An 18,816-nucleotide genomic window follows, 5' to 3' on the forward strand; every position below is an offset into this window, starting at 1 on the left:
TCTTATTTGATGACGCGGACCTCGAAGTCCCCGTGCTTTCGGAGCACCGTGACGCTCACGTCCAATAGGTGCTGCTCGAACAGCAGATCGACCGACCCAAAGGGCAGCGAGAGATTCATCAGCCGCAAATAGGTCAAAAAGGGAGGAAGCGACGCGCGGTCGATGGAGAGTCGACGTTCTTGCGCGTTCAGTGACAGGCGGAGACACGCCTGGATCAGGTGGAAGACGACGCCCGACGCCCATGCCTGCGGCGAGCACGCGACTGGGTACAACGTCGGTCCTTCACCGGTGCGGCGCTGGAAGCCGCAGAAGAGCTCCGGCATCCGATGATTGTCGACGGCCACCGCTGCCTCGAACAGACCGGAAAACGGCGCGGTCACCAAATCGTCGAAGCCGTAGCGTGAAAACCCGGCGGCCGACAACCCGGTGTCGTGCGGCCACACAGTTCCGTTGTGATACGCCATCGGGTTGAAGCGCGCCTCGGTCACGGCGATCGTGCGGATCCCCCAGCCCGAGAACGACTCGCCGCCCACGAGCAGCTCGGCGACCTTCCGCCCTCGTTCCTTGTCGGCGATTCCGCAGAAGAGCGCGTGCCCCGGATTCGAGCTGCGCACGCGGCACGGCTCCTTGCGTCCGTCGAGCGCGATCGCGTAGGTGCCGATGTCGTCGCACCAGAACTGTTCCTCGAACTTGCAGCGCAGATCCTCGGCTTGCTTCTTCAGCTTCGACGCGCGGTCGGGGTGGCCGAGTGCTTCGGCCATGCACGCGGCGCGGAGGCGCGCGTCATAGACGTACGCCTGCACCTCGACGAGCGCGATCGGCGCCGGCGCGAGCGTGCCGTCGGCGTGGAAGATCGAATCGGATGAATCCTTCCAGCCTTGCTGAACGAGTCCGTTCGCCGAGTGGCGCGAGTACTCGAGGAAGCCGTCGCCGTCGCAGTCGCCGTAGTTGTCGATCCAGTCGAGCGCGCGCTCCACGTGCGGCCACATGCGCGTGAGGAACTCGCGGTCGCCCGTGCGATCCCAATACGCGCCGGCGAGCATCACGAACAGCGGCGTCGAGTCGACGCTGCCGTAGTAGCGCCCGAACGGCACCTCGCCGAGCCGGGCCATCTCGCTGTTGCGGATCTCGTGGATGATCTTCCCCGGTTGCGACTCCGCTGCTTCGTCCGTCTTGTCGGCTTGCGTCGCCGCGAGGAACTCGAGCACGCCGCGCGAGAGGTCGGGGTTGATCCACAGCGTCTGAAGTCCGGTGATCACGCCGTCGCGGCCGAACGGTGTGCTGAACCAGGGCACGCCCGCGTACGGATACGGTCCGTGCTTGGTATCGGCGACGAGCATGCGAAGGTCGGCGGCCGAGCGACGCACCCATTGATTGAATCGCTCGCTCGACGTCTCGATCGACGCGTATTCCGTGCGCTCCGCCTCGAGCGCGCTGCTCCACACGGACTGTGCTTCCTCGAAGGTCCGCTTCGGCACGCGGCGATGCTCGCGGTCGCAGCGGATGGCGATCGCCAGCGACACCGGCGACTCCGGCTCGAGGTCGTACGCGAACTGCGCCGTCGTTGGCGTCGTGGCGTGCGGCGCCTCACCCCAGTCGATCACGGTCCAGCGAGTCTCGTTGTCGAGGCCCCGATAGCCGATCCGCGTCTCGCTTCCCGAGTGGACCGTCTCGAGCCTCTCGCCTCGTTTCGGGCGAGGGAGACCGCGCACCTCGAAGATGTCGGCGAAGTCGCCGTCGAACTCGAACGACAGCGACGCGAGCAGCGCCGCCTGGCTGTAGTTCCAGAGGCGAATGCGCTCGTACCACGTGTCCTTCCACAGGAACCGCGAGCGGAAGAGATGCACGAGGTCGCGGCGGATCACGGCGCCCGTCTGCCCGATCGGAATGTCGGGATTCGTCAGGTCGGCGATGAACAGCTCGTTGTCTTCCTTGACGCGCGCGCTGAGGATGAGCGGCCGCTTGCCATTGAGCCTCAGACTGAAGCGCGAAAGGAAGCGCGTGCCTTCGTTATACAGTCCTTGCTCGGCCGGGCCGAACGCGCCGATGTCGCCCGCGTAGTCGAAGATCGCGAACGTGTCGTCGTGCTGCAGCACCGCCGTCCGCTCGGCGGCACGCGACGCCGTGGCGAGTATGTAGAACTGATTTCCGACCTCGATGACCTCGCTGCCAAGTTTGGCCGCGGTATCCGCCATCTACGCTTCCCGTGCCGAGGCGAGGGTCTCGGCGGACCCATCGAGTACACTTTCGTAGACGGACACGTATTTCTCGGCCATGCGCGTCAGCGTGAAGTTCTCGAGCATGTACTCGTGCACGGTCGCCGGTGGAATCATCGGGCCGTTGATTCGCGAGGCCATCTCGTCCGTATCGTGACAGATCCACCCGCTCACTGCGTCGCGCACGACTTCTTCGACGGAGCCGCCGGGGAGCGCGATCACGGGCGTGCCGCATGCCATCGCTTCGATCATCACGAGTCCGAACGGCTCTTCCCACTGGATGGGGAAAAGCACGGCCTTCGCGCGCGATAAGAGCGCGTTCTTCTTGAGCAGATCCACCTCTCCGATGAACTGAATCTGATCGCCGTCGACGAGCGGGCTGACTTGCTCGTCCCAGTATTGACGGAACACCGGTTGAATCTCGCCCGCGAGCTTGAGCCGGACACCCGCTTTCTTCGCCGCGGCGATCGCCAGGTGCGGCCCCTTTGCCGGCGCCATTCGTCCGAGGAACGCGACGTAGTCGTCCTTCTCCGCCGAGTAGACGTAGCGCTCGGGGTCGATCCCGTGGTGAACCACGTGGACCCACCGCATGGGTTGCCGCTCGGCCAGCCAGCGCGCGATCGCGATGTAGTGGATGTCCGGGTACCGAGTGTATTGCTCGGAGAGCGCCGGCACGTCGGGATGATGAATCGTGAGGACGGTCGCCGTTCTGACGAACCGCGTGAACGGAACGCCCACGATGTCGTTCAGATGGATCACGTCGGCCCAATCGGCCGCATCCGCCATCGCCCACGCCGTGTGATCGACGTTCTTGTGGCACGCCTGCTCGGGATCGTCGATCGGCCACTGCGAGTGGGGATAGATCGACTTCACGCGGCAACGGACTTTCGAGTCGCCGTTCGCATAGACGACGACCTGGTGCCCCATCGCCTTGAGCTCGTTCGCGAGATTGGCGATGAACAACTCCGTCCCGCCATAGCGGATCGGGGGCACCTCGATGAACGGAGGAGCAATCAACGCTATACGCATCAGGTCCAAAGGTTATGCAAAAGTGAAACCGGTGCGGACGGGAAAACATCCGTGCCGCCACAAAGGAATTTGGTGAGTTGTCGAGACGAGGGCTCGCTCAGTCCGGTTTCTTTTGGCCGCGACCGCCTATTTCGCGGGCTTCGGAGCGGCGTCGCCGGTGTTGTACACGGGCTAAACCCCTCTTTGAAACACCTCGATCAGCCACCGGTAACCGACCGAGGTCCTAAAAAAAAACGCTTGCAGTTCCCGTCCTGCTTTTCAGTTCGCCCCGCTTTGGCCGTTCAGTTTCCCCCCGGCCCTTGCCTCTGCGACGCAACCCGCCCGGTCGCCCGACGGCTAGGTGAGGAATCGGCGAACCTGGCGTCGAAACCGCCCGCTGACCACCTTTGACGCTCGGCAGTTTCCCCCGCTTAAGGCCCCCCAAGAAGCCCCGAAGAGGTTGTCCCAATGCGGCGTTTCCCCGCACACGTTCTCGCGCTCGCCGGCCTCATTACCGCACTGCCGGCGGCCATTCTTCCCGCGCAGCAAGACTTGGCGAACGCGCCGCCGGGCCGCGCCACGAATCAGCCGCTCGACGAGGAGTACACGAAGAAGATCAAGGAGTACACGACCGAGTCCTTCTTCCTGTCGCCGCTCGTCGACTACATGCCGGCCAAAGCCGGCGTGCCGACGCCCAAGGCAGTGCTTGGCGACATCGCCGGCGCGCCGGGCAAGCTGCCGTACTCGAAGGAGGTGTACGAGTACATGCGCATGCTCGCCAAGGCGATGCCGAATCGTGTGAAGGTGTGGTCGATCGGCACGACCGAAGAAGGGCGCGAACACATTGCCGTCGCCATCGGCTCGGACGCGCTCATGGCGAAGTACGAGCAGAATCGTTCCGCGCTCGCCAAGCTCGCCGATCCGCGCACGATCAACATGGACGACAAGCAAGCCGCGCAGATCGCGAGCAGCGCGGCGCCCGTCTACTACATCACGGGCACGATTCACTCGACCGAAGCCGGCGCGCCGACGGCGCTCATGGAGCTGGCGTATCGGCTGGCGGTCGACGACGCGCCCTATATAAGGAATATCCGTGAGCACGTCATCACGCTCATCACGCCGATCGTCGAGGTCGACGGACGCGATCGCGTGGTCGACGTCTACAACTGGAAGAAGGCGCACCCGGGACAGGTCGCGCCCGACGCGATCTACTGGGGACACTACGTCCGTCACGACAACAACCGTGACGCGATGGGGATGACGCTCAAGCTCACGCAGAACATTCTCAACGAGTACGTGGACTCGAAGGCGCAAGTGCTGCACGACCTGCACGAGTCGGTCGCGTACATGTACGACAACACCGTCGGCGACGGCCCCTACAACTCGTGGCTCGATCCGCTCGTGACGAACGAGTGGCAGCTCATCGGCTGGAACAACGTGCAAGAGATGACGCGCTTCGGCATGCCGGGTGTCTTCGCGCATGGCACGTTTGACACGTGGTCGCCGGGCTACTTGATGTTCATCGCCGCGACGCACAACGGCATTTCGCGTCTGTACGAAACGTTCGGCAACGGCGGCAACGCCGACACGCAGGAGCGTATCCTCGGCACGAACGAGACGTCGCGCACGTGGTACCGACAGAATCCGCCGCTCCCGCGCGTGAACTGGTCGCTGCGCAACAACAACAATTACGAGCAGACGGGTCTCCTCGTCTCGCTCAGCTACATCGCCAACAACCGGCACCAGATCCTCGAGAACTTCTACGAGAAATCGAAGCGCTCGATCCTGAAGGCGAAGACCGAAGGTCCCGCGGCGTATGTCCTCACGGCGAACGATCCGCGTCCGGGCGCGCAAGCCGAGCTGTTGAGAGTTCTCCAAAAGCAGCGCGTCGAGATCTCGCGTGCCACGGCGGCGTTCAGCGTGATCATGCCTGTCAAGGTCGTGGCACAAGGTCGGGGTGGGCGCGGTGGTCGAGGAGGAGGCACGGGACGGGGTGCGGCGAACGGCGCGGCGGGAGGAGCAGGAGGAAATGCGACCGACGCCGGCGCTCAAGCAACCGACGCGCAGCAGCAGGGCGCGCCGGCGACCGAGACGCGCGAGTTCCCCGCGGGCAGCTACATCGTGCGCATGGACCAGCCGTACTCGCGCATCGCCGACGCGCTGCTCGACTATCAGTTCTGGTCGCCGAACGATCCGCAGAAGTCGCCGTACGACGACACCGGCTGGACCTTCCCCGAAGGCTTCGCCGTTTCCGCCGTGCGCGTGACCGACGCGAAAGTACTCGGCGCCCCGATGGAGCCGGTGAAGGGCGAGGTGAAGGCGCCGGGCGGCGTGACGGGGACGGGCAGCACGTTCCTCATCAACGCCAACGGCGACAACGGTCTCGTCACGCTGCGCTACAAGCTCAAGAGCGCCGACATTCAGGCCGCCGAGGAAGGTTTCGACGCGGGCGGCACGTCGTACAAGCGCGGCTCGTGGGTGATCAAGGGCGTGTCGCAGTCCGACCTCGACGCCGCGGCGAAGGAAGTCGGCCTCAAAGTGACCGCGGTCGCGAGCGCGCCGACGGTGAAGACGCACCCCGTGCGCGCGGCGCGTGTGGCGATCATGCATACGTGGCAGAACACGCAGACCGAGGGTTGGTGGCGCCAGGCGTTCGACTTCAACGGCGTGCCCTTCGACTACATCAGCATTCAGGATCTCAAGAAGACTTCGGACCTGAACTCCAAGTACGACGTGATCATCTTCGGCCCCGGCGGTGGCGCGGGCCGAGCGGTGATCGAGGGGATGCCGATGTGGCGCAACCCGGTTCCGTGGAAGGTCTCGGAGCTGACGCCCAACCTCGGCAAGATGGCGGAGACGGACGACATCCGGCCGGGCATGGGCTACGACGGCCTCGAGAATCTTCAGAAGTTCGTGAAGAACGGCGGTGTGTACATCGGTGCGGTGGCGTCGAGCCAGTTCGCCATTGATGAAGGTCTGACCAACGGTGTCGGGATGAATACGCCGGCGCGCGGCACGGTGACGGGCACGTACCTCCGCACGCGCGTCGTGGACGACGCGAGCCCGATCGTCTACGGCGTCGCCGACGGCATCTCGGCGTACACGGATGGCGGCGAGAGCTTCAGTGTGAGCGCCTCGCGCGTCGCCGGCGGCCGTGGTGGCGGGGGAGGCGGCGGTGGTGGCGCCGGCGGACGTGGTGGTGGTGGCGCGAACCGCGAGACGGGCCGCGGCACGCCGGACGATATCGATGAGGTCCAGGGCCGCCCCGCATTGGAAGAGCGGTTCAAGGCCCCGGTGCGTCCGACGGTGCAGCCGTGGGCGTACGCCGTGCCGACGGAGGAGCAGCTCCGGAACCCGCTCAACATCATTCCGCCGGATCAGCGTCCGCGCGTGGCGTTGCGGTACTCAGCGCAGAACGATCTGCTGGTCTCGGGATTGTTGAGTGGTGGCGGGGACATCGCGCAGCGGCCGGCCGTCGTCGATTCGCCGTTGGAGAAGGGACACGTCGTGCTCTTCTCGATCAACCCGATTTATCGTGGGGAGACGGTGGGGACGTATCCGCTGGTGTTCAATACGATAATGAACTTTGACAACTTGAATGCGGGGAGGAAGGTGGATCCCCGCTAGCGTCTGCCGCAGTTGTAAGGGCGCCGCCGCAGTCCGCTTGTGTCGACTGCGGCGGCGCTTTTACAGTCTGCACAACGACCGAAGATCCTCACCGCCCGCCAGGCACGTTGAGCTGCCCGCGGATCTCGCCGCCCGGAAAATCACCAGGGCCGGTATTGGTCCCGTCCACGCCATCGTTCGTGTGAACGTTGACGTACGCCCCGCCGTCACGCATCGCCGAGATGAGCTCGGCGAGCGAATGACCAGCGAGCGGACCGACGAGGTTCGCCGCCGTGAACGTTCCGCGGGCCAATACGCCGTCGAAGCGTCCGGCTCCGAGTGGACCCGGAACGGGCGCGGTGCTGGGGAAAAGCCACACGACGATCGGGCCGTTCACATCGACCGGGCCGATATGAATGTGCGCCATGAACGCGTTGTCGATGTTCGCCGAAATCAGCGTGTAGTCAACCGATTTTCCATCATCGCTGATTCGAAACGTGGCTTGGCCCTGAGCCTGGGTCGCATGCGGCGGGTTCTCATCATCCCCGTCGAGATGTGTCCCGAGGTTATTCTCGGCGCTCGACCTCGCGAAGAGCGGGATCCGTGCCTCCGATGGGGAGGTTGGCTTCTCGGATGCGCACGCGGCGGCAGCCGCACACACGATGGCCGTGGAAATTGCTCTGCTGATATGCGTCATCATCGTCTCTCCTTGCAGCGTTGGCCTGGGAGCTCTGCGCGAGACACTGCCGCGCCCGCACACCATGAGAAAGCGGGCGCAAGTCGCTGCTGGTTCCATGCCACCCACGTTTCGTATGCTCGACAGACCGAGCCGTTACGGGGTGCGGTGCGGTCTCCAAACCCCCTCCGCAACCGTCTCTCAACAGCCGTGCGTCGGCCTCGGAGAAACCAACAGCGCCCGGAACCTCGGATCGTTCGCGAGCGGATCGAACGGCGGATCGCACCGCATGTGCATTTGGAAGTGGGCGTCCGCCGGCCGCGCGTAGCGCTTGAGCCACTTGATGGCGCGATCCCTGTCTCCAAGCGCGGCGTACGGTTGTGACAGGTAGATCGCCGTGTGCGCCACGGTCGGTGAGAACGTCGTCGCGATCGACTCTGCCTGAATCAACAACCGGCGCGCCTCGGGGCGCCGGCCGGCGCGCGCCGAGACCAGTGCTTGTTCCGCGAACGCGTGCGCGCGCTCGATGTCGGTGGTGACGAGCTTCGCGGCCTCGAAGGCCGCCGCACCGTGCGCGAATTCGCCTCGTTCGACCGCGATGTAGCCTTCTGCCTGTCGCGCGAGCAGGTAGCTGCCGTCGACGTTGACCGCGCTGTCGGCCCAGTGCGAGGCGCTGTCGTATTGTCGCCGCCAGTAGTGCGCGAGCGCCATGAATGACACGCCCTCCGTGTAGCCGGGGTCGACGGCGACGGATCTCCTGAACGCCGCGAGCGCGTCATCGGACCGCCCCATTTCCATGAGAGCGCCGCCGAGCCGCTGCCACGCTTGCGCCAACGTCGAGTCCATTTTTACGGCTTGCTGAAACGAACGGAGCATCGGCGCCGGATTGGTGGGGTCGATTTCCCGGAGGACGATGCCCTTCGCGACCCACAGGTCCGCGTTCCGCGGATCCGCGTCGATTGAATGATCGAGCGCGGAGAGCGCTAAGCGCGGAATCCCGTCGCGTGTTACGCCTGGAAGGACGAAGCCGCGGCTATACGCCTGAATGTAGGCCTTCGCGAGCGCGGCCCACGCCTCGCCATACGTCGAATCCAGGCCGATGGCGGCGTTGAACGATGCTACGGCGTCGCTCGCGCCGATCGGCGTGCGTTTCGCGTAGCTCTGCATCCCGCGTCGATAGGCCGCTTGCGCCTCAGGGCTCGGCGTGTGCGTCGTGCGCAGTCCTCGCGCGACCAACAGACTCGCGGCGGCCACCGCGACGATGAGCAGCGCCGCGATCACCCCGCGCCAGCCGAGCGTCGCACGTCGTGGTGTTGTCGCGTGTGAAGCAGTGGAGCTGCGCAGCGCAGCCGCGAAATCCGAGACGCTGGCGAATCGGTCCGCCGGAACGCGCTCGAGCGCGCGCAGCACCGCCGCCTCGAGTGGCAGCGGAACGGTAGCCCGTACCGACCGAATCGGCCGAGCCGTTTCGGCGAGCCGGCGCCCGATGATCGCCTGCGCGTTCGCGCCCGTGAACGGCGGTTCGCCGGCGAGCATCTCGTACATCACCGTCGCCAGCGCGTATTGGTCGCTTCGCTGGCCCACGACGTCGTTGCTCGCCTGCTCGGGGCTCATGTAGGCGGGCGTCCCGATGACGATGCCAGTGCTCGTCAGACGCTCGCTTCCCGTGTCGAGCACCGCCTTGGCGATGCCAAAGTCGGCGACGTATGTGTGATCGCCGGCGAGCAGGATGTTCTCGGGCTTGATGTCCCGGTGCACGATTCCACCGGCGTGCGCGGCCTGCAGTGCCGCGGCGACCGACTCGGCGATCCGCGTCGCGTCTTCGATCGGAAGCTGACGTTCGCGGTCGATGCGCTGCCGCAGTGATTCGCCGTCGACGTACGTCATCGTGAACCAGGGCAGCGCTTCGCCGTCGGGGCCGGGGCACACGCCTGAGTCCAGCACGGGAATGATGTTCGGATGCTGGACTCGGGTGGTGAGACGAATCTCACGCACGAAGCGTTCGACGCCGATCGCGCCGGCAAGCTCAGGGTCGATGACCTTGAGCGCCACCTCGCGATCGTGGCGCACGTCTCTGGCGAGCCACACCGTCGCCATTCCGCCGCGGCCAAGCTCGCGCTCCAGAGAATAGCGGTCGGCGAGAACAGACTCGAGATGAGCGCGCACGCGAGAGTGGTGTGGGGTGGGGCATCATGGCGACGGTGGGCGATTGTGGCAAGGGAACGGGTGCGGCGGCGGCGTGCGGAGACCTGGAACGAGAACCGTGGCGGTGTGCGGGGACCTCGAACGAGGGCCGACGAAAATCAGCGTGGCCACGCCGGCTTGGGCGACGGTGGAACTCCGCGGCTCGTCGCACTCCTTGACGTCTCGCCGACGGCGAGCAATTTAGAGATCCCCGTTCGACGTTCCCTCCTGTAGAATCTTTGGCCTACAATTCCACGATGATCGCGCGCACTCCCGCTCCCAGCCGGCGCCGTGCACTCCTCACCGTGCTCCTCCCCCTCCCCCTCGCTCTCGCCGCGTACGGCTGCGGAGCCGCGGGCGCAACTGATGGCGGATCGGACGGCGGCACCATCACGTTGACCAGCCCAACCACCTCGGTAAGCCTGCTGCAAGGGGCTACCCAGAGCGTCGCGCTGAGCGTGACGCGCACGGGATACAGCGCGCCGTTGACGCTGAGCGTCGACGGGTTGCCCACCGGGGTGACCGCCGCGTTCAACCCGGCGACGCTGACCGGGGCCGTGCTCACGAGCACGCTCACGCTGACCGCGGCGATGGACGCGCCGGCGTCCCTGTTCTTGATCCGCGTCTTGGCCAGCGGTGCCGACAGCACCAGGTCGGAGATCCCGATCTCGCTGCAGGTGTTTCGCCCGCAGGTGATCGTGTCGCGGAACGGGACGGGCACCGGAACGGTCACCTCCAACCCGGCCGGCATCAACTGCGGCAGCGCGTGCAACACGACGTTCCAGGCCGGAACGAGCGTGACGTTGACTGCTACTCCAGCGAACGGCAACGCGTTCGCCGGTTGGGCCGGCGGGGTTTGCGCCGGCTCGGTCACGACCTGCGTGTTCACGCTCACGACGGCGGCCAACGTCACCGCAACCTTCAACAGCACGGCGCAGGCCTTCTCCATCGGGCTCGATCAGAGCACGGCCAGCGTCGCTCAGGGTGGTAACACGACGGCTACCGCGAACATCAACCGAGTCAATGGATACGCGGGCGCGGTGACTTTTGCGCTGACCGGCGCGCCGAGCGGCATCACAATCTCTACGAACCCAAACATCACGGGGAACACCGCGACGCTCAGCATCGCCGCGACGAGCGCCGTTCCCGTCGGGAACTTTCCGATCGGCATTTCGGCCACGGGCACCGGAGTTACAGGCACCCAAACGGCTACGCTCAATTTGCACGTCACGTCGGCGCCGGGCGGCAGCGGCGACGTCGCCTTCAGCTTCGCGAACTGTGATCCAGGTGCACTCCCGATCTGGTTTGCGGCCCAAAACGGAACTGGCGCGTGGACGAAGATCACGCCGTCGAACAACACGTTCACGTTCACCGTGGGTGCGACAGGCGCGTTTGCATGGGTGACGCCTGACGGAACGGGGTTCAGCACCACGGCGTTCTACGGAAGCCACGATGAGATCGTGTCGCTCGCGCTCGGCAGTTTTTGCGGCGGTCTCATCCCGGCGGCCGGCACCAAGCGGCTCACGAGTTCGGCCACGGGGATTCTTACGACCGCCTTCGCGACGGTCACGATTGGCGGCGCATCCGTGCAAATTCACCAGCCGCAAATGAATTCATGGACGCTGGACAGCGTTCCACCGGGGCGTCGCGATCTGCTCGCGGTCATCACCGTCGTCAACGCAAACGGCTCGCTCGGATTTCCGCGGCTCATCCTCCGGCGGGACGTCAATTACGCGACCACCATCCCGCCGCTGGACTTCAACAGCGTCGAGGCCGCGGTCCCCGCCTTCACGCCGATCAGCACGACGAACGGCCTTCCGGATCAGATTTCACTCGGCGCGTCGTTCCTCACTTCGAACGGCATCTCGTCCCCATACATGAGTGGCCTCGGCGGCCCGAACGGGGGGGTCGGCTACGCGGGCGTACCCGATACACTCCTCCAGCCGAGCGACCTGCATGTCGTGGAGGTCGACGCCACGCCAACCGGTGGATCCTCCATTCGGACCGCCATTCTGATGCACCATTCCGTGGTTGGCGACAACGTGACCTTTGGCCCGAAGCTCAACCAGCCGACGGTTTCGTCAGTGGCTACGAGTCCTTACCTGCGGCTCCACGCTCAACTCGCGTCGCAGGCCGAATACAACGCTGCTGCGTTAGCGCAATTTGGTCAGGGTGCGAACGTGGTCGCGGTGTTCAAGACCGCCGCCTACCTGGGCGCGACCCCGGCCACCTGGGCGATCGACATTCCGGATTTTGCGGGTGCGGGCTACGACCCCGCATGGGCACTCAAGACCGGCACGGCGGTGGATTGGCAGGTGTACGCAGCCTCCGGAAGCTTTCTGCCGCTGCTGGGCGCGACCCCGGTAGATGGTCAGCGAATGCTCTTCGCCGGCGTGGGCAGCACGTCATCGAGCTTCGATCGGCTCCGGCCAATCACGTTGTGGACGCGCCGTCGGTGAGGCGAATCAGTTGAAGCGTTGGGTCTGGCGCGCCATCACTCGCGTGCGAACAAGGCCAGCGTCGCTCCGCCCGTTCTCGCATCGAAGAGCGGCGTAACGCTCTCGCCCTGACGCACCCGCTCCAACCCGCGCTCCGATTTGGCGTACGTCTCGACTGAATCTCGCCAGATCGCCAAAGCGCTCGGCGCATTCACGGGCACGGTCGACGCAAACGTCATTTCCGGCGCGAAGCGATCGCCGTCGCCGAACGATGACCCATCCCAAGCCCACGCCGCCTGAATTCTGCCATTCGGCGTGAACGACCACGTGACCGAGAACCCGGGAGCTCGACACCGAACCTCGAGACACTCACCACTCGAGACGATGTCCGTGTCGCACCGCGCGCGCGCCCACGACGCAACCGGGGCGAATCGCGCGGCCGAGTAGCTCTCCTGTGTAAGCCCAGCAGCCAGAACGCGAGCGACGCCGATCGCCCGATCGTCGAGATCCACCGGCGGAGGCGCTGAGAGTCCGAACCCCGACTCCAGATCGTGAATGCTCGCTACCGATCCAGCTGAGTGCTCTGATTGGTGCTCGTTCAGCGGCGGCAGATGATACGCCTCGCGACGCCGCGTGAGCACGTCCGCGTAGTTGATGCCGAGAGGAAAGTGAGAGTATTCGACGATCGCGCCGCCTCGCGCCGGCGCGACGATCGCCGAGAAAGACGAGCTGTGGACCCAAACCTCGTCAGCGCCGTCCTGGTCGAGGTCGAACATTTCGGCGTCCAATCGCTCGCCGCTGCGCAGCATTCCTTCCGCGATCGCGAGCTGGCGCCACAACGCACCGCGAAGATGCGGCAGATACAAACCACCGAACACGCCGTGCCAGTACGCGTCGTTGCACTGCGCTCGCCCCACGGCGCGTCGCGCCTCCAGCGGATCGCCGCGCTGTCTGCTCAAGGCACTCAACGCGACCATTTTCTTGTGCAGCCGATTCGCTTCCGTGTACTTCGCGAGAAAGTTGCGCCAGTGCGCGCCGCGAACCAGCGCTCCGTCGGGCCCCGCCATGCGCTGACCGCCAAGGTCGCGCTCGAGCGCCGTGAGCCTCCGCGAGGCCTCGGCTGGCAACGACCAGCCTTCCATCTCCTTGTACGACGCCGTCGGCAGGTACACGGGCCCACGCGACGGCACGTCGCGCACCGCGTGTCGGCCGCTCGCCATCTCCACGACGCCTTCGTCCCGCAGCCTGCCGATCATGTCGCAGAACCGATCGAACCATCCGCGCCCGTACACGAGGTCCTTCGTGCCCGGCCAGCCGCCGAACTTCTCGCCGTCGTCCGCATACACGGCGAGTGGCGCGCCGGAGTCGCGGAGCGATCGAAGCAGATCGGCGGTGGCGCTCGGGTCCTGGAAGGGAATGGAGTAGCGCAGCCGCTCGTCGATGGCGAGCACCGACACCGCGCGGCCGTCGGCTTCCGTGCGGAAGGGCACGTGCAATTCGTCGCGATCGTAGCCGCTGATCAGAAAATGCCGGTCGTCGACGAGCACGTACTCGACGCCCGCTTCGGCGAGATCGGCCGGCAAGTCGGGCTCCCAGACGCGCTCGGTCAGCCAGAGGCCCGTCGGATCGACACCGAACAGTCGTGTGAGAGACTCACGGTGCCACGCGATCTGCTCGACGCGGTCGCGTCGCGGGAGCGACGCGAGGATCGGTTCGTACATGCCGCCGAGCAGCGGCTCGATCGCTTGGTCGGCGACGAGGCGGGCGATGTCGTCGAGCAGCGCGTGGTCGTGCTGCTCGAGCCACTCGATGAGCGGGCCGGAGATGTGGAGCAGCACCGGTCGGAGCTCGTGCCGCGCGAGCTGTTTGACGAGCGGACGATAAACGTCGGCGGCGTGGGCCTCGAAGACGTGGTCGAAATTTCCCACGGGCTGGTGGAGGTGCAGGCCGAACACGAAACGCACCGGGCGTTTCTCGCTCATCGAGCGTGCGCTCCGCCTTCACGAAGCGGCATGACACGCGTGCGATAGACAGTTGCGGCGTCGCCGCCGCCGGGCATGCCGTCTTTCGCGAACGCGAGCCGCTCGATGAATTCGCGCTCGAGCGCGGAATCGTCACCGGCGATCGCGCCGATGGCGAAGGCGGCGAGGCGGAGCATCAACTCCGTCTCGTGGCCGGTGGCGCGGTCGAAGAACCAGGCGCACGAGCCGAACATTCCCAGGCGCGCACGAACACCGTCGAAGAGAGACACCGCCCCGTCGATGTTGGCCTTGTCGGCTATCGACTCCACGTACGCGCGGCGCTCGTCGAGCGAGAGCGCGGCGACGGCGCCATAGCCGTCGCGAATCTTCCACGGATCGCCCCCCACCCCCCCGAGCAGCGCGGCCTGTTCGGCGTAGCGGTCGTCGAGCTGGCGCGCCAGCCAGTTCAACGCCGACCGCAGCGGACGGCGCCACTCGTGCGATGGCTTGGCGTCCATGCCGCACGAACAATTGGATCGCCAGCGCTCGACGCCGTGCGAGCAGCTCCACGACGATTCCTCGACGAGTATGGCTTCGCCCGCCGCCGTCGCCGCGTTGCGCGCGAGGGCGGATCCGAAGTTCTCGATGCAAACGTCGCCCCGCGTCGTCAACTCGGACACGGCGCGCGCGAGGGCCATCTCGGCGAACTGCTTGTGATGGCCGAAGGTCTCGCCGTCGAGCGCGATGGCTCGCAGCGATGCGCCGGCTCCCTTGTTGGCGACGCTCGCGCGGTCCGGGCCGAGTCGGCGGGCGAGCTCTGTTCCGTCGTCGAGCACGCGCCCGAACGCGACGTCGTGCGAGAGGCCGCCATCATATATGAAGAGCGCGATCGTCCGCCCGCCGCCCGCCGAGAACTTGAGCGGCGCGCCGCCGGGGGGAACGTGCTCCACTTGGTGCGGCGCCAGAATGGTGAACTTGATCCCCGCTTCGGCGAGCGCGACGAGCGTCTGTTCGTCCACGGCCGTTTCCGGCAGCCAGAATCCTTCCGGTTCGCGTTGGAAGCGTCGGCGAAAATCGTCGATGCCCCAGCGAATCTCGGTCGCGCGGTCGCGTGGCGACGCCAACGGAAGAATCACGTGGTGATACGGCGCCGCGATGGCGTTGCCGTGCCCGAGGCGCGCCGCGGACGCGCGATCCGCGGCGAGAATTGCTTCGTACGTGTCGGTCGCGTTCAGCTCCAGCCAACGAGCCAGCGTCGTGCCGACGTCGAAGCTCACCCACTCGTACAGATTGATCCGGCGAACGACGTGGCCGGCCGCGTCGAGCAGCCGCGCCGCGCCGAACGGCTCGTAACACTGATGCGTGATTCGTGCGTTCCAATCATGAAAGGGAGCGGCCGACGGCTCCGCCTCAACCACGTCGAGCCAGGGATCCTCGCGCGGCGGCTGATAGAAGTGACAATGGACGATGGCGTCGGCCATCGAGCGCTACACAGCCACCGCGTGCGATTCGAGCACCTGCGCGACCGAGTCGAGCACGTTGGGAAATATGGCATCACGCTCGGACAGCACGTCGAGGAGACGTCCGACGGCCTCGAACCCCTCTCCGTGCTCCAGTGCTTCGACCAGCGACTCGGCGTCGCTCGCATGCATCGAGAAGCGAGTCTCGCCGTAGTCGGCAACCTCGCCGGCCGAGATCATGAATTCCCAGTCCGACGACTGCGCGAGGAGAAGAGATCGGGCGGCCTGTGCCAATACGACGCGCGTGTCTTCGCGCGCGAGGGCCTCCGGCGCGACGTTCCAGAAACGGTCTTCCAATGCCCACATGCGCCGCCACATTCCGGCCGTCGCGTCGTTGAGCCAGAAGCCGAAGTCGCCGTCGCGCCCCCACGAGCCGGCCGGAAGCTCGAGCGGCGTGGCGCTCGTCGAATCGATGTGATCGGACGCGGTCACAGGACGAATCGACGGCCGATCGCGGAGCGCGCGATACATCGCGCCGAGGAACTCCGGTCCCTCGAACCACCAATGCCCGAACAATTCGGCGTCGAATGGCGCCACGAGCACGCCGTCGACGGAACAGCTCTCACGCGCGACCGTGTCGAGGACGTGGGCGAAATGGCCGGCGTGAAAGCGAGCCGCTTCGGCCGCGGCGGCGGCGCTGTATGTCTGCTTGTCGCCCAGCGACACGCCGGCACCGCTCACCGACCAGAGCTGCAGGCCGCCGGGAAAGCGCATCTTGTGAAACTCGAGATACGGCGCGGCGCCGGGGTATCCGCCGTCGCGACTCCAGACCTGCCGAGTCGTGACGGGATCGCGGACGAGCGCGCGAACCGCATTCTTGCCGGCGCCGATCGAGTAGTTGCCGTACGGGGACCGATCGATGCTCGGGCGAAATTCGCGTGACGACCGGCGACCGCCGTACGCGTCGAGGGGCTGGCCCGCGCTCGCCAAGTGCGAGTCTATGACGGTGAAACGATACCCGGCTTCTTCGAGGTACGTCTCGATCCCCGCGCGTGTGCGCGGCGCAACATCGGGAAGCGGCGACCAGAATCCTGACGGCCGGTAGGCGCACTCCGGCATCCAGCATCCGGCCGGCGCTCGGCCGAAGAAGCGCTCGTGCTCGCTCCGTCCGACGAGTAGTTGAAGACGGATGCTCTCGTCGCGCGCGAGCAACGGGAGAAATCCGTGCGTCGCACCGGAGCTCATGAGCTCGATGCGTCCGGCTCGTTGCAGGCGCGCAAGCGCGCCGATGATGTTCTCGCCGATCGCTTCGAACTGTGCCGCGCGCGCGGAAAACCACGAGCGCCAGTGGCGCACCACGTTTGCCAGCTCGGAGTCGCCTCGCGCGTCGAGATCCTGCTCGTCGGCGTCGCACGCCTCCAGGCGCTGCGCCAGAAATCGTCGCACCTCCGCGGGGAGCCGCGGATCCGCCAGCTGCGTCGCGACGATCGGCGTGACGTTCACGGTGAGCGGCGTATCGACGCCCTCTCGCGCCAGCCGCTCGACGACGTCGATCAGCGGGAGGTACGAGTCGACGATCGCTTCCATGAGCCAGTCGCTGCCGTGCGGCCAGCGGCCGTGCCTCATGACGTGCGGCACGTGCATGTGAAGCACGAGCACGAAGTCGAGGCTGCCACTTCTTCGAGCGGAGATCACCAGACCTCGCTGTGGCCCGCGGCGCGATTGTACACCGCGTCGTAGGCCGGAACGACGGCCGGCCACCCGAAGTCACGAGCCATGGCGCGTTGCCGCATGGCCGTCATCATCTCTTCGTCCTGGAACGCATGCTCGGCTTGCGTCAACGCGTCGCTCAATTGCGCTGGATCGTATTCGTCGAAGATGAAGCCGACGTCCGGGTCGACGGTATCGCTCAGGCCGCCTACCCGCCGCGCGACGACCAACACGCCGTACCGCTGCGCGCGCATCTGCGTGAGACCGCAGGGCTCGAACAGCGACGGCATCAGTAGGAAGTCGGCCCCGGCGAGCAGCTTGTGCTCGCGCTCGTCGGTGAAGTCGAACTGCGCCGCGACATGCGTGGGACGCTCGCGCGCCAGCTGCCGCAGCGCGTCCTGATAGCGCCGCTCGCCGGTGCCGAGGAAAACGAACTGGGCGTTGGACGAACGGACGAAGTCGCTGGCGAGAACGATGTCGAAGCCTTTCTGCTCGGTGAGCCGGGCCGACATCGCGAAGAGAGGAATCCTGTCGTCCTCGTGCAGGCCGTATTCAATCTGCAGCGCGGATTTGCAAATCGCCTTTCCGCTCAGGTCGGCGGCCGAGTACGCCGCCGCGATGAACGGATCGTTGACCGGATTCCAGAGCCGCTGGTCGATCCCATTCGTGATGCCGACGAGCCGGTCGCCGAGCGCGCGAAAGGCGTCGTGCAGGCCGAATCCGCCGAGCTCGGACGTCAAATCGAACGCGTGTGTGGGGCTGACAGTGACGACGAAGTCGGCAAGCGTCAGCGCACCTTTGAGGAGATTCAGTCTCCCGAACGCCTCGAGCCCGCCGGTCTCTCGCAGCTCGCGTAGGGAGTGCATCTCCTCGAGCGCCGAGCGTTCGAACTGGCCCTGGAAGGCCGCATTATGCACGGAGACGACCGCGGACGCCGAGCTCGCCAATTCCGAGAAGCGCGGATCGGCTCGCAGAAATACGGGAGCCAGCGCGGCGTGCCAGTCGTGTGCGTGGATCACACTCACCCGCGAATCCAGGGTCGCGGCGTCCGTCAACGCGGCAAGACAGAAGAGCGCGAATCGTTGGTCGTTGTCGGCGTAGTCGCCCTGCTCGTCGCCGTACAATCCGGGCCGATCGAAGTAGGAGGGTGCGTCGACGAAACGGACTTCCGGCCCGAAGCGCGTCGACGGATCGCGCAGGACCTCGACTCGCTCCTGCTGCGATCCGATCTCGACGGTAAACGCGGCGCCGACCGGTACCAGCTCGACGTGGCGTTCCCGGATCGAGCGGTAGAGCGGCACGTAGACGATGACGCGCTGGCCGGCGCGCGACTGCGCCATTGCCAAGCCCGCCACCGCCTCGCCGAGCCCGCCCGTTCTCGCATATGGCCAATACTCGGCCGTGAGATGGACGACGGTCGATACCTCATGGACGGCGATCGGCCATGCCGGAGGCACGGACACGATCGGTTTCCGCCAAGGGCGCTGCGCATGCACGGGAGCCAGCTGTGCCGAGCTCCTCACGCTGTGTTTGGAATCAGTCACCATTTTCTCAAAC

10 protein-coding genes are annotated in these 18,816 nt (G+C 66.0%); 2 read left to right on the forward strand and 8 right to left on the reverse strand.

All coding sequences use genetic code 11. The features are described from left to right. Positions 1-2: 2 nt before the first annotated feature. Positions 3-2,195 (reverse strand): amylo-alpha-1,6-glucosidase, encoded by a 2,193-nt coding sequence (locus VGQ44_13630; GenBank protein HEV8447865.1) that lies wholly within the window; start codon positions 2,193-2,195, stop codon positions 3-5. Continuing rightward, positions 2,196-3,245 carry a glycosyltransferase family 4 protein gene (locus tag VGQ44_13635; protein ID HEV8447866.1) on the reverse strand — a complete coding sequence of 350 codons (1,050 nt, stop codon included), beginning with the start codon at positions 3,243-3,245 and terminating at the stop codon, positions 2,196-2,198. It lies immediately after the preceding gene. 447 nt (positions 3,246-3,692) lie between these two features. On the opposite strand from VGQ44_13635, the gene VGQ44_13640 reads away from it, so the two are divergent. Next, on the forward strand, positions 3,693-6,851 hold the full coding sequence (locus tag VGQ44_13640) for a M14 family zinc carboxypeptidase (GenBank protein HEV8447867.1): 3,159 nt from the start codon (positions 3,693-3,695) through the stop codon (positions 6,849-6,851). 88 nt (positions 6,852-6,939) lie between these two features. Here VGQ44_13640 and VGQ44_13645 read toward each other — a convergent pair whose 3' ends face one another. Together VGQ44_13645 and VGQ44_13650 are read right to left on the reverse strand one after the other, a co-directional pair. Then, positions 6,940-7,626, reverse strand: a complete 687-nt coding sequence (locus VGQ44_13645; GenBank protein HEV8447868.1) for a CHRD domain-containing protein — start codon at positions 7,624-7,626, stop codon at positions 6,940-6,942. Between the two features lie 81 nt (positions 7,627-7,707). Then, a complete protein-coding gene (locus VGQ44_13650; GenBank protein ID HEV8447869.1) occupies positions 7,708-9,672 on the reverse strand; it encodes a protein kinase in 1,965 nt (654 codons plus the stop codon). A 275-nt stretch (positions 9,673-9,947) separates the two neighbouring features. On the opposite strand from VGQ44_13650, the gene VGQ44_13655 reads away from it, so the two are divergent. Continuing rightward, the gene (locus VGQ44_13655; protein ID HEV8447870.1) at positions 9,948-12,149 is read left to right on the forward strand and encodes a hypothetical protein; all 2,202 of its coding nucleotides are present in this window, start codon (positions 9,948-9,950) and stop codon (positions 12,147-12,149) included. Positions 12,150-12,184: 35 nt separating this feature from the next. On the opposite strand, the gene VGQ44_13660 is transcribed toward VGQ44_13655, so the two are convergent. The 4 genes from VGQ44_13660 to VGQ44_13675 are packed head-to-tail and all read right to left on the reverse strand — an operon-like array spanning position 12,185 to position 18,722. Continuing rightward, positions 12,185-14,110 (reverse strand): alpha-amylase/4-alpha-glucanotransferase domain-containing protein, encoded by a 1,926-nt coding sequence (locus VGQ44_13660; protein ID HEV8447871.1) that lies wholly within the window; start codon positions 14,108-14,110, stop codon positions 12,185-12,187. Then, positions 14,107-15,570, reverse strand: coding sequence for a DUF3536 domain-containing protein (locus VGQ44_13665; protein ID HEV8447872.1), 1,464 nt, complete (start codon positions 15,568-15,570; stop codon positions 14,107-14,109). Before VGQ44_13665 ends, VGQ44_13660 begins: the two co-directional genes overlap by 4 nt. Positions 15,571-15,576: 6 nt before the next feature. Then, positions 15,577-17,244: a 1,4-alpha-glucan branching protein domain-containing protein gene (locus tag VGQ44_13670; GenBank protein ID HEV8447873.1), complete on the reverse strand. Its 1,668-nt coding sequence runs from the start codon at positions 17,242-17,244 to the stop codon at positions 15,577-15,579. Further along, positions 17,241-18,722, reverse strand: coding sequence for a glycogen/starch synthase (locus VGQ44_13675; GenBank protein HEV8447874.1), 1,482 nt, complete (start codon positions 18,720-18,722; stop codon positions 17,241-17,243). The genes VGQ44_13670 and VGQ44_13675 overlap by 4 nt, the downstream gene beginning before the upstream one ends. Positions 18,723-18,816 lie beyond the last annotated feature (94 nt).

This window comes from Gemmatimonadaceae bacterium (assembly GCA_036003045.1).
GTDB lineage: Bacteria > Gemmatimonadota > Gemmatimonadetes > Gemmatimonadales > Gemmatimonadaceae > JAQBQB01.

Excerpts from the sequence above, each read along its gene's own strand:
- VGQ44_13660 (HEV8447871.1), bottom strand. The coding sequence starts at position 14,110 with ATGAGCGAGAAACGCCCGGTGCGTTTCGTGTTCGGCCTGCACCTCCAC.
- VGQ44_13645 (HEV8447868.1), bottom strand. The coding sequence starts at position 7,626 with ATGGAACCAGCAGCGACTTGCGCCCGCTTTCTCATGGTGTGCGGGCGC.
- VGQ44_13655 (HEV8447870.1), top strand. The coding sequence starts at position 9,948 with ATGATCGCGCGCACTCCCGCTCCCAGCCGGCGCCGTGCACTCCTCACC.
- VGQ44_13630 (HEV8447865.1), bottom strand. The coding sequence starts at position 2,195 with ATGGCGGATACCGCGGCCAAACTTGGCAGCGAGGTCATCGAGGTCGGA.
- VGQ44_13640 (HEV8447867.1), top strand. The coding sequence starts at position 3,693 with ATGCGGCGTTTCCCCGCACACGTTCTCGCGCTCGCCGGCCTCATTACC.
- VGQ44_13665 (HEV8447872.1), bottom strand. The coding sequence starts at position 15,570 with ATGGCCGACGCCATCGTCCATTGTCACTTCTATCAGCCGCCGCGCGAG.
- VGQ44_13635 (HEV8447866.1), bottom strand. The coding sequence starts at position 3,245 with ATGCGTATAGCGTTGATTGCTCCTCCGTTCATCGAGGTGCCCCCGATC.